Origin of the sequence: Corynebacterium sp. TAE3-ERU12, assembly GCF_019209905.1 — a bacterium.
Lineage (GTDB): Bacteria > Actinomycetota > Actinomycetes > Mycobacteriales > Mycobacteriaceae > Corynebacterium.
This window is the reverse complement of sequence record NZ_JAHUTM010000004.1, coordinates 152587-164753: the sequence shown is the minus strand read 5'-3', so window position 1 is coordinate 164753 and position 12167 is coordinate 152587. Positions and strand designations below refer to the sequence as shown.

Here is a 12167-nt window from a genome sequence, read left to right as displayed (position 1 = left end):
ACGGCGCTCTTTATTGTCGGGGCCTGCAGTGCTATTTCGGGCACAATTAGTATGATTTGCTCGTGGCAAAAAAAGTGGGCAATAAGTGGTACTTCTTCTTCAAGTACATCCTGATCGGGCCGTGGCTGTGGGTCTGGAACCGGCCGCGCCATTCCGGCTTCGACAAGCTCCCCGACGAGGGGCCGGTCATCTTGGCGTCCAATCACCTTTCCGTGATGGACTCGTTCTTCTTGCCGCTGGTGCTCAAGCGTGAGCTGACTTTCCTGGCGAAGAAGGAATATTTCACCGGTACCGGCATTAAGGGCGCGGTGCAGCGTTTCTTCTTCCACTGCTTGAACCAGGTGCCCATTGACCGCACTTCTGGTGATGCCGCCAAAGACGCGCTGAATGCGGGCTTGAAGGTTCTTGCTCGCGGCGAAGTGCTCGGCATGTACCCCGAGGGCACCCGTTCACATGACGGCCGCCTCTATAAGGGCAAGACCGGCCTGGCGCGGGTTGCCTTGAACTCGGGCGCGAAGGTTTACCCATTGGCGATGTTCGACTCGGAGAAGGCCAATCCCATCGGCACGTGGGTACCGCGCCCAGTCAAGGTTGGTCTGCTTATCGGTGACCCGTTGGACCCGGCGGATTACCGCGATCGCGGCGATGAGTACCACTGCGCCCGTGCCATGACTGATGACCTCATGGCCACGCTGCAGCAGATGTCTGGCCAGACCTACGTCGCGGCGTACTCCGCCGACGTGAAGAATTCGTTGGCCGCTGGGGAGGGCTACCCCGAGGGCGCTGAGCCCGGTGGTGAGCTGGAAACCCCGCCGCCGCCCGGTGCTGGTTCGTTCTGGACTAAACGGTAGCCTGAGCCTCGTGCGTTATTTCTACGACACCGAATTCATCGAAGACGGTCGGACCATCGATCTCGTCTCTATTGGCGTCGTGGCTGAGGATGGACGCGAGTTCTACGCGGTATCAACCGAGTTTGATGCCCGCGCCGCCGGTCCGTGGGTGCGCCAGAACGTACTCAATCAGCTTCCCAGCCCCAGCAGTCCGACGTGGATGTCGCGTGCTGCCATCCGGGATCGGTTGGGGGAGTTCCTTCTTGCCCCCAATCAGGGTGATCCTGAGCTGTGGGCGTGGGTGGGGGCGTATGACCACATCGCGCTTGTGCAGTTGTGGGGCGATATGACCAAGCTGCCGCGGCGGATTCCCCGTTTTACCCGGGAGTTGAAGCAACACTGGCTGGCTGCGGGGTCTCCGAAGCTGCCGAATCAAAATGATGGGCGGCATGACGCACTCGCTGATGCGCGCCATAACCTGGCCCGATACCGGGCTATTGAGGCCCATTTGCGCTCCTGACCACACTGTGGGAAAAGAAATGGGATAGCCGACGGCGACGGATCGATTCGCACCACGTATTATGTCCCGCGTGAGTTGGAGCATCGATGTACCCGTATCCGAGCTGCCCGATCTGCCGCCTTTGCCGCAGGACATTCGGGAGTCCCTTGACGACGCCCTGAGCCGTCAGGCCCTACAGCAGCCATCGTGGGATCCGTATCAGGCTGAGAAGATTCGCCGGATCCTCGAATCGGTACCGCCGATCGTCGTAGCTCCAGAAATCCGCAAACTGCAGCGAGAGCTCGCCGCCGTCGCAAATGGCGAGGCTTTCCTGCTGCAGGGCGGTGACTGTGCTGAGACGTTTGAGTCGAATACCGAGCCGCATATCCGTGCGAATATCAAGACGCTGCTGCAGATGGCCGTTGTGCTGACCTATGGCGCCTCCACCCCGGTGATCAAGATGGCGCGTATTGCCGGCCAGTACGCCAAGCCGCGCTCGTCTGATATCGACGGTGATGGCCTGCTGAGCTACCGCGGCGATATGGTCAACGGCGTGGACGCCACTGAGGCCGCCCGCGTGCACGACCCCTCGCGCATGGTGCGTGCCTACGCTAACGCCGCCGCAGCGATGAACCTGGTGCGTTCCCTGACTACGTCGGGCACCGCAGACCTGCACCGCCTGCACGAGTGGAACCGCGACTTCGTCAACGATTCGCCCGCAGGTGCTCGTTATGAAGACATCGCCGCGGAGATCGACCACGCCCTGGACTTCATGGCCGCCTGTGGGGTGTCTGATAATAATCTGCAGACCGCCCAGATTTACTGCTCCCATGAGGCCCTCGTGGTCGACTACGAGCGCGCCATGCTGCGCCTGGCGGAGGACCACGACGGCGAAACCGCGCTGTTTAACCTCTCCGCCCACCAGCTGTGGATCGGCGAGCGCACCCGCGGTATCGACGATTTCCACATCGCCTTCGCTGCCCTCATCGGCAACCCGGTGGGTGTGAAGATCGGCCCGACGATGACCCCAGAGGAGGCTGTGGCGTACTGCGAGAAGCTCAACCCGCTGCGCCAGCCCGGTCGTCTGACGCTGACCTCGCGGATGGGCAATGACAAGGTCCGCACTGTGCTGCCGCCCATCGTGGAGGCTGTTGAGGAAGCTGGCCATAAGGTCATCTGGCAGGTCGACCCGATGCACGGCAATACCCACACCTCGTCTAATGGCTACAAGACCCGCCACTTCGATCGCGTCGTCGACGAAGTGCAGGGCTTCTTCGAGGTGCACCGCAGCTTGGGCACCCACCCCGGCGGCATGCATATCGAGCTCACCGGCGAGGATGTCACCGAGTGCCTCGGCGGCGCCCAGGACATCTGCGATGTTGACTTGCCGGGCCGCTACGCTTCGGCATGTGACCCGCGCCTGAACACCCAGCAGTCGCTGGAATTGGCCTTCCTGGTCGCAGAGATGTTGCGCCACTAACTGTCCACAGAAAAATAATCCGGCTGGGACGCGGTGAGTCGCGTACCAGCCGGATTTTCTATGCCCTGGGGAAGCCGGGGTCAGGCTGCGCGCACGGAGACTTTATCGTCCTTGTGCATTGTCTTGCCCGGCCGTGGGGATTGGGTGATGACCAGGTCATCATCGGTCGGATCGCCCTTGACATCCAATTGCAGGCCCGCCTCTTCGGCCTTATCTCGGGCATCGCCCACACTGGAGCCGATAAGCAACGGCACTTCCACGCGGTCCGAGATGAACAGCGTCACCCGCGGGTTGGCGGGGTCAACGACCTTGCCGGTGCTGGGGTTGACGCGTTCGACCTCACCGGCCTTGCGGGAGGAGTCGTTATCGATACGTACCTCCTCGACCACAATGCCCGCCTCGTCGAGTTTCTTGCGGGCATCTTCTTCGCTCATTCCCACAACATCTGGGATCTCCACACCATTATTGATGGTCAAGGTCACTTCGCTATCGCGTTCGAGTCCGGTGCCGACCTCTGGTTCGATTTTCAACACCTCGTCGGCCTTGGCGTCATCATCGAATTCTTCGTTGGTGGAGTCTTTCACCCTCAGCCCAGCGTCGGAAAGTATTTTTCGGGCTTCTTCTTCGGTCATCCCGACCACGTTGGGAACCTTGACCGGGGCTGGCCCCTTGGAAAGGAAAACAGTCACTTCACTGGCGACGTTTACTGTTTCGCCGGGGGCGGGGTTGGCTGAGACCACACCACCATCGGGGATGTCATCAGAAAAGACCGCTTCGCCGCGTTTTTCTTTTAATGTGCGCTCCGACAGCAGCTGGGAGTAACGCTGGGCCGAACGGTCCGGCGGCAACGGCGGCACCGTTGGTTTACCTAAAGAGATCAGCACCTCGATGGCATCGCCGCGCACCGCACGCGAGCCTGCCGACGGATTGGACCCGGCCACCGTCCCGGCGGGCACATCATTGCTGTACTCCTCCCCAGAAACCGGGTCGAAGCCAGCCTTGACGATGGTGCGCACAGCCTCTTGGCGGCTCATCCCGCTGATTTGGGGCACCTCGCCGTAGCGGCCCGAACCAAGCCACCACGCACCAACAAGAACAGCGGCGGTGGCGATAAGGGCAATAATGACCCACAGCGCACAACCAGTCCGGGTGCGTTTGCGGCCCTTGGTTGGCTCAGGGCCCCGCGGACTTCGCCCAGGCCCACCAGCAGGCGCACTCCCTGGCCCACCAGTAGGCCCACCAGCGGCGCCCATAGCTGCGGCCCCAGCGGCCGGGACGACGCTGGTATCCGCATTATCGGCGCCACCCTGTGGAGGCAAAATAGCCGTCATGCCCTCAGGGTTAGTGCGGGTGGGGTCATCGTCGGGCTTGCTCCACGCCAGATCAACCCTGGTTTCAGACTCCGTATCGTCATGCGGGCCAAAAGTGCCGGGGGCGGGGGCTCCAGCAATAATCGCGGTGCCGGTGATTCCCGGCTCAGTGTCGTTCGTGTCACCCGCAGCGTCGTCAGGCAGCTCCGCAGCCCGGTGTGCAGCCGAGTCCTTCGGGGACGGCACCGTAAATGACGGCAGCGCCAAATCCTCAGCCACCGACGCCAATTGTGCACTGAACTCGGCGGCGGTGGGGAAGCGATCCGCTGCGGATCGGGCGGTGGCATGTGCCACCAACTCATCAATTTCTGGGGGAATGCCGCCGATAGCGGTACTGGGCGCCGGGACATCCTTGTCCAGGCGCTGCATGGCTATCCCCAAAGCGGAGTCGCCGGTAAACGGCATTGTCCCGGTGAGCAGCTCAAAAAGCAGCACACCGGTGGAATACACGTCTGAGGCAGGGGTGATATCTGCACCAGTGACCTGCTCGGGGGAGAGGTACCCGGCAGTGCCCACAATCGCGGTATTTGCGGTGACTTTAGCGTCGGCCGCAGCGCGCACCAGCCCAAAATCGGTGAGCTTGACCTGCCCGGAATCACTGATCAGAACATTCTCGGGCTTAATATCGCGGTGCACCATGCCGCGCTTATGGGCCAGCGTCAAAGCCTGCAATACCGGCTGCACGACCGCCACCGCTGCGTGTGGGGGCATGGGGCCACGTTCATCGAGGAGTTCACGCAGGTTGCCGCCATTGACGAACTCCATGATCACAAAAACGTGACCGGAGCTATCCGCCCCCTGGTCGTAGACATTGACCAAGCAGGGATCACTGATCGCGGCGACTGAGCGGGCTTCTCGTTCAAAGCGGGTTCGGAAGGCCGCGTCGTCCTGGAACCGGGGGTCCATTACTTTCGCGGCGACTACGGTGCCCAGGCGGGTGTCAAGAGCACGGTAGACCGTCGACATACCACCGCGAGCGATCTTGGGGCCGATTCGGTAGCGGCCATCGAGGAAGTCGCCCTGTCGTAATTCAGTCACGTGTAGCTCCTCTGATTAATTCGCACACCAGTATGGCCGACGTGACACCGCTACGGCTAACGCACCGCAGTAGTAGCGCCGCTACCATGAGTGCCGTGAAGAAAATCCCAGCCTGCACTGATGTCCTTGACCCGTCCGAGCCGGTGCTGCCGGTGCCGGATGTTGCCGAGCGCCTTGACGTCCCGGTTACCCGCGTGCACGCAATGCTCCAGGAACGCACGATTCTCGCTGTTCAGCGTGACAATATCGCCCAGGTGCCGGAGCGCATGCTCACCGAAACTGAGGTCAACCGGTTCCTTCCCGGGGTACTTGCACTCATGCACGACGGCAATTACTCCGACGAGGAAACGTTGGATTGGTTGTTCACCGAGGATGACACGCTTCCCGGGCGGCCCATTGACGCCCTACATGGGCACCTGGCCCGCGAGGTACGCCGCCGCGCCCAGGCGATGGCGCTTTAGCGCAGCACAGCGCGTGCCGACGTGAGCGCTGCCTGGCCAATAGCTGCTGCCCCGTAGGGAATGGCAATGGCCAGGCGTCGTCGCGTTGGCACGACCGCCCGCCCCACAAAGGGGTCATGCCCCTGGGCGGCTATCCGCTCCAAGATGTCCCCGTAGAGAATCCGCGCAGTGCGGATAGCCGGCCGTGCCGGGCCGGAGAGCAGCTGCACCCCGGGGTCCGCATCGCGGTACATGGATCGGTTGACCGCAGCGAAATGCCGCATCGCGGCGGTGATTTCCTTTGTCGCGTGGCCTCGTTGCGCGCATTGGTGCAGCATTTCCGGGTCCACGCCGAAGGCTGCCCATTCGTCGGTAGGCAGATAGATACGACCCCGGCGCAGGTCCTCGGCGACATCGCGCAGAAAATTAGTGACCTGGAAAGCATTGCCCAACGCAATTGCGTACGGCTTGGCCTCTTCGGGGGCAGTGGTGGTGCCCAATACCGGAAGCATCTGCAGACCAATGACCGCCGCCGAGCCCCACATATATTCGGTGAGTTGCTCCCAGGTGGCGAAATGGGCGCGGTGCCCAGTCGCGCCGGGCACGTCCATCAGCATGCAGCGCGCGAAATCTGCGAAAAGGTCCGGTTGGATATCCCAGCGCACGATGGTGTCTGCAGTGGCCGCAGCAATGGACCATTCCTGCTGGCTAAGCGTGCTTTCCGGAGGTGTTTCTGGCGTGGGTTCGGCGGGCGGGTTGTGGTTGATGAAGTCAATGAGTGCGCTCTGTAGCCGGTGGACGTGGTCCTCGGTGTCGGCCGGGTCATTGACCGGCCCTTCAATATCCACGACATCGTCGACAGTGCGGGCCCAGGCGTAGAGGCACCACACTGCGGTGCGCTGTTCAGGTGTGAGCAGGCGTGCGGCAAGGGAATAGGTCCGCCCGTGACCGGCGGAGATGGTGTGGCATAGCTGCCGGGCCGCGGCGAGTTGTTCCGGTGCGATTCCGGTTATGGCGGGCTCAGCGGCATCATTGCGGTGCATGCGTGGTCTCCCATCGTCCGGCGGAAATAGGGGCGGCATCCGGCAGCGCCGGGTCATCTCGGTTGTCGATACCGGCGACGCTGTAGTCAACCGCCTTATCGGCGCCGTCGCCGTGGACACCACGCCACACCAGGCGAGTGGACCACACACCGTGAGTGAGCCATCGGGTAGCGGCTATTGCGCTGAGGGTGATCGCAATCATCCACCCGGGTTCGTAGAAGCGGTTATTGCCGCCGCCGGCGAATGACATACACAAGATGATGGTGCCCAGCACCGTAATATTCACCACCCAGCGGCGCGGCCGAATCGATCCCACAAGCACAAGCAAACTGCTGTGGTACCAGGGCAGAACAACTGAGTTGAAGACCACGATCGCGCCGTGGGCAGCGGCCATGCCTGCCACTGCGCGGCGCGGGGTATTGCGGAATACCAACCAGCTGCCGATCAAGCCCGCCACCAGGCACAGCGCGGAGATCGGCCGGGCGATATCGACGACGGTATTGAAGGTGATGGTGTCGGTGAAGTAGACCGCTACCGACGAGATAATCCCGGCTACCGCACTGGGGGCGGCTAGCGGATTGATGACCTTGACATTGCCGCTGAGCTCAGAAATCCAGCCCCAGCCGGCCCCGGTGATCCAGGTGCACACAGCCAGCACGCCGAGCGTAATAGCCGACAACATCACGCCCACACCAATGATCTCGCCGAGGCGGCCGAAGGTGGTGCGCCAATTGCGGATGGGGGATTTGCGAGTAAGTGCGATCCACACCATGAACGGCATGGCGATTATCGCGGTTGCTTTCAGCGCCACGGCGACGCCGACCAGGGCGGCACCGGCGGCTGCGCCAGGCAGAGGTTTTAGTGCCAGCGCTGCGGTGATGCCCGCGCCGACAAGCGCCAGCATGAGTGCCTCATTGTGCATACCGCCGACTAAGTGGAACAGCACCAAAGGATTGAGGACACCGATCCATTGCGCGAGGACAGGGTCTCCACCTAAACGCAGGGTGATTCGTGGCACGGTCCAGGCAATAGCCAGCACCGAAAGCAGGCACAGTAGGCGGAATACGATGATGCCGCCGGTGACACTATCGCCGGTAATGCTGGTGATGAGCTTGCCCAGGCCCAGGTGAAGCGGGCCATATGGGGTGGTGGTGTTGCGCCAGTCCGCTGATACTTCATAGAGCAGCGGGCCGGGATTCACCGCTGGGCCTTGGGTATATGGGTCGAAGCCGTCGCGCAGCATCGCGCCCTGAATGATGTAGGAATACACATCGCGCGAAAACAACGGACCCGATAGGGACAGCGGAATAAGCCACCACATGAAGGTGCGGTTGACCTCGCTGAGCTTCGTTTTCCAGCCCAGATCGGAGGACTCTGCTGTATCGACCGTGCCGCCACGCCAGATCATCTCCCGCCCCAGGCGCAGCCATGCAGCCAGCACAACAGCGGCACCGACCCAGATGACAAGCTCAAAGACGGCGAAGCCGTGCCCGTAGGTCATCCAATCCAACCCGAGAGCGTCGACAATGCCGCCGCGGTAGCGCGTAGCGCCGGCTCCGTAGGAACCCACCGCCATCAAAGACATACCGGTGACGCCGAGGCGTACCGGTGTCGAGGCGACAGCCGAGCAGAGCTTGTTCATGAGTGGATCGCCTTGAACCTATCTGCGGCAAGAGCACCGGAGAGCATGACGGTGGGCACGCCGACGCCAGGCACTGTGGTCGAACCTGCGTGCACCAGGTTGGCGGGGCCAGTCGAGGAGTAATTACGGGGCCGGAACGGCCCGGTCTGCCGGAACAGGTGCGCTAGGCCAAATGGGGTGCCCGCACCCATACCGGTTGCCGCCCATGTGGTGGGGGTATCCACCCGGCCGTACTGCCAGTGCGTGGAGATACCGGTGTATCCGCGCAGTTCCAGGGTGGCGGTGAGTTCGCGGATGTAGGAGTCGGCCACGGTGTCCCACACCACCGGTGCGGAGTTGAGGTTTGGGCATGGCGCCAGAATGCTCAGTGGCTCCCAGGCGCGCCCGTCGGTGCCTTTAATAATGCGGGCCGGGTCGGTTACTGCTGGACGGGTAATCAGCAGTGAGGGGTCCGTCATCACGGTGCCGCCAGTAGGGGCACAGATCTCGTCGAAGGTGGCATCCCAGTTCTCGCCGAAACTGATGGTGTGGTGGGCTTCTGGCCAGGTGTCGGTCACTGTTGTTGGGGCTGCGCCATGTGCAACAACTGCCGACGGTGACCATCGTCGCGGCACCTGCCGGTGCCTGGGCTTCGCGCCGGCCGCCGCTAACCAGTGGTCAAGTACTGGGTAATCCACGGTGGCGATAAAGCCATCGCAGCTCACCGATTCGGTGATGCCATCGGCAACGACGGTGACGTCGGTGACGTCGCCACGTCGACCAGGGGCGACTGTGAGACCTTGCACAGCAGTACCAAGGCGAATTTCGCCGCCTGCTGCGCGCACACCACGGGCCAATAGTTCCGGTACCGCCCCGGAACCAGAGCCGGTCGCAGAGGCTACGGGGTAGTGCACGCCGATGCCGGTATCCATATGGGAAATGCACCCGTAGACGGCGCGGGCATCTCGGGGGCCGACCCCGGCATAGAGGGCCTGGAAACTAAAGACACGCCCGAGTTCCTCATCGCCCAGTCTCTTATTGACCTGTTTGCCCAGCGACCCGAAAGCCCCGAGGCGAAGCAGCTCAATGAGGCGCTTCATGGTGGTGGTATCACCCACCATGTCCAATGGGGAATCATAAGAGCGATTGAGGAACCGGTCATAGGAGGAGTTAAAAAGCTTCTCCAACCAGCCGGTCATGGCGCGATGCCCGGAGACGGTCGTGCCGATGTGCTCCCTAGGTGTGCCCTTGGCCTGCAGAAACTGTTGGATCTGGTTGGCCATGAATACCTCATCGCCGGAGACATCAAGTGTCCGGCCCCCGGGGTAGCGGGCGTGGTAGGCAGGGTCTAGCCGCTCCATCTGCCAGAGCGGGTCAAGCTCAGTGGCAGTGAGCCCAACCCCGGCGAGGGCATCGTCGATAAGCGAGGGCATGGTCAGCACCGTGGCGCCAGTATCAGCGCGTATCGTGCCGACGCCGGGGATAGTGACATCCTCGGTGGCGCAGCGCCCGCCGACATGGTCGCTGGCCTCAAGCACAGTCACCCGGTGGCCCTTCGCCAATAGGTGCAGCGCAGCGGTCAACCCAGACAGGCCCGCACCTGCGATAACAATATGTTCACGGGTGCCGGGGACCTGGTTGGCTGTGGTGGAAGATTGCAGTTGCGTCATAGCTTTCGCACCGTGACTTTCTCAGCGAGGGAGCGCAATAATGAGCGGTGCTCCTCGGCAAGTTCGGGGATCTCGAGAGCATCCAGTCCACGTTCGGTACGTCGAGCGATCTCTTGCTCCATCTTGTCGTCGGCGCCAGTGGAACGGATCAGCTCGGTGAGTTCGGAAATTTCCTCCAGATCGGTGACAACCCCCAGGCTTTCATTGAGGTAGGTCGCCTTATCAGGGGCCGTTTCCTGCAGCTTTTCCAACGCGGTGGCCAGCAACATTGTGCGCTTGCCTTGTCGCAGGTCATCGCCGGCGGGTTTTCCGGTGACTTCGGGGTCGCCGAATAAGCCCAGTTGGTCATCGCGTAGCTGGAAAGCAATGCCGACGTTGCGGCCGTAGGTGGCCAGGGCGTGAGTGATGTCCTCGGACGCATCAGCGATTTCCGAGCCGATGAGCAGCGGACGCTCAATGGTGTACGCCGCTGTTTTATAGGTATTGATGCGTTCGGCGACCTCGAACCGGCCATCACCGGAGGTCTCGGCCACAATATCGATGGCCTGGCCACCGAGAACCTCGGTGCGCATCCGCCACCATGAGTTCTGCAGCCGCACCAGTGCCGCAGTGGACAGGCCGGATTCGCGCAGCATGTCATCTGCCCACACCATTGCCAGGTCGCCGCCGAGGATCGCCATCGCACGGCCAAAAGCACCACCGTCGCCATGCCACTGGGAGTCCCTGTGCACCGCCTCGAAACGACGGTGCACCGTGGGGTTGCCGCGTCGCGTATCCGAGGCATCAATGATGTCGTCGTGAATCAACGCGCACGCCTGCACCAACTCCAGTGCGGCAGCTGCGTGAAGCACTGCGGCGGGGTCCTCGGCTGTGTCCGCGCCACCGCTGGCGAGCCAACCGGCCCAGAGGAACGTCGGGCGGACACGTTTTCCGCCCTGAAGTGTGAATTCATTCACCGCATCGACCAGTTGGGTGAAATAGGGGTCGATCTCGACGGCGGTGTTGCGCCTTGAATTAAGGAACTTCCGCAAAGATGCGTTGACTGCCGCCGGTACGTCCTCAGGACCGGGTAGAGGTGCTGTGGGCTGTTGTGCCATACGCTTCACTCTAAACGAGACCCGGACACTGCCTGGGATTTAGCGCACAAAGCACGTCTTGATATTAGGATGAACAGACATGTCTATTTTACCGTCGTACGGCACCGGAAAGCAGGTGTCCATTCGCCGCGCGCTAAGTCTCTCAAGCCCAGCTGGCGTACCCTTTTCGGTCGAGTTCATGCCCCCGCGCGACGATGCCGCAGAAAATAGACTATTCACGGCAGCTAGCACTTTTCACGACCTCGGTGTTTCCTTCGCATCAGTCACCTATGGTGCAGGCGGCACCAGCAGGCAGCGCACAGTCCGAGTAGCTGAACAGCTATCGCGCCAACCGCTGACCACCCTGGTGCACCTGACCCTGGTAGACCACTCCGTCGCTGAGCTGCGCGAGATTCTGCGTGACTACCGCGACCGAGGCCTCACGAACTTGCTGGTCCTGCGAGGCGACCCGCCTGGTGATCCCACTGGCCCGTGGCATACCTCTGCAGGTGGGTTGCAGTACGCCTCCGAACTCATCGACATGATCCGCTCTGAGGATGAGTTCAGCGGATTCGAGATCGGTATCGCCTCATTTCCCGAAGGGCATTACCGCTCGCCGGATCTTGACGCCGATACGAAGTACACGTTGCTGAAACTCCGCGCCGGCGCTCAGTACTCCATTACGCAAATGTTCTTCGATGTCGACCACTATCTGCGGTTGCGGGATCGACTCGCCAAAGCGGACCCCGACCACGGCACAAAGCCCATCATCCCTGGTCTGATGCCGATTACGTCATTGCGCTCAGTGCGTCGGCAAGTAGCCCTATCTGGTTCGGCGCTGCCGAAGGGACTTGAGGACCAGCTCATCAAGGCCGCTGACGGTGATGAGGAAGCCAATCGTGATGAGATCCGCAAGATAGGTATTGACGCTTCCACGCGCATGGCTGACCGGTTGATCTCAGAAGGCGCGCCAGGGCTGCACTTCATGACGCTGAATTACGCCCGTGCCACCCAAGAAGTCCTGCACAATCTGGGTATGGCCCCGCCGTGGGGGAAGTCGCAGTCCATTCAGCGCGACGGTTTCTGATGAGCTTGTCGGG

The 12167-nt window shown here is 61.9% G+C and carries 10 protein-coding genes; 5 read left to right on the top strand and 5 right to left on the bottom strand.

Annotated elements, in window-relative coordinates:
* Positions 1–74: 74 nt before the first annotated feature.
* The 3 genes from KRX51_RS10005 to KRX51_RS09995 all read left to right on the top strand — a co-directional run bounded on the left by KRX51_RS10005 (position 75) and on the right by KRX51_RS09995 (position 2809).
* Positions 75–851: a lysophospholipid acyltransferase family protein gene (locus tag KRX51_RS10005; protein ID WP_218363039.1), complete on the top strand. Its 777-nt coding sequence runs from the start codon at positions 75–77 to the stop codon at positions 849–851.
* A 10-nt stretch (positions 852–861) separates the two neighbouring features.
* Positions 862–1350 (top strand): polyadenylate-specific 3'-exoribonuclease AS, encoded by a 489-nt coding sequence (locus tag KRX51_RS10000; RefSeq protein WP_218363000.1) that lies wholly within the window; start codon positions 862–864, stop codon positions 1348–1350.
* 70 nt (positions 1351–1420) lie between these two features.
* Complete coding sequence (locus KRX51_RS09995; protein ID WP_218362999.1) at positions 1421–2809, top strand: class II 3-deoxy-7-phosphoheptulonate synthase; 1389 nt, start codon at positions 1421–1423, stop codon at positions 2807–2809.
* 80 nt (positions 2810–2889) lie between these two features.
* On the opposite strand, the gene pknB is transcribed toward KRX51_RS09995, so the two are convergent.
* Entirely contained in the window at positions 2890–5217 is a 2328-nt protein-coding gene (gene pknB / locus KRX51_RS09990; protein WP_218362998.1) for a Stk1 family PASTA domain-containing Ser/Thr kinase, read from the bottom strand.
* Between the two features lie 95 nt (positions 5218–5312).
* Between pknB and KRX51_RS09985 the strand changes: the two genes are divergently transcribed.
* Positions 5313–5678 (top strand): Rv2175c family DNA-binding protein, encoded by a 366-nt coding sequence (locus KRX51_RS09985; protein ID WP_218362997.1) that lies wholly within the window; start codon positions 5313–5315, stop codon positions 5676–5678.
* Here the strand turns inward: KRX51_RS09985 and KRX51_RS09980 are convergent.
* From KRX51_RS09980 to KRX51_RS09965, 4 genes are read right to left on the bottom strand one after another with little or no spacing between them, the layout of a single operon-like run.
* Positions 5675–6700: a phytoene/squalene synthase family protein gene (locus KRX51_RS09980; RefSeq protein WP_218362996.1), complete on the bottom strand. Its 1026-nt coding sequence runs from the start codon at positions 6698–6700 to the stop codon at positions 5675–5677. The genes KRX51_RS09985 and KRX51_RS09980 overlap by 4 nt on opposite strands.
* On the bottom strand, positions 6687–8342 hold the full coding sequence (locus KRX51_RS09975; protein WP_218362995.1) for an alpha-(1->6)-mannopyranosyltransferase A: 1656 nt from the start codon (positions 8340–8342) through the stop codon (positions 6687–6689). The genes KRX51_RS09980 and KRX51_RS09975 overlap by 14 nt, the downstream gene beginning before the upstream one ends.
* Positions 8339–9991, bottom strand: coding sequence for a phytoene desaturase family protein (crtI, locus tag KRX51_RS09970; RefSeq protein ID WP_218362994.1), 1653 nt, complete (start codon positions 9989–9991; stop codon positions 8339–8341). The genes KRX51_RS09975 and crtI overlap by 4 nt, the downstream gene beginning before the upstream one ends.
* Complete coding sequence (locus KRX51_RS09965) at positions 9988–11088, bottom strand: polyprenyl synthetase family protein (RefSeq protein ID WP_218362993.1); 1101 nt, start codon at positions 11086–11088, stop codon at positions 9988–9990. Before KRX51_RS09965 ends, crtI begins: the two co-directional genes overlap by 4 nt.
* 79 nt (positions 11089–11167) lie before the next feature.
* On the opposite strand from KRX51_RS09965, the gene KRX51_RS09960 reads away from it, so the two are divergent.
* Positions 11168–12154, top strand: coding sequence for a methylenetetrahydrofolate reductase (locus KRX51_RS09960; RefSeq protein ID WP_218362992.1), 987 nt, complete (start codon positions 11168–11170; stop codon positions 12152–12154).
* Positions 12155–12167 lie beyond the last annotated feature (13 nt).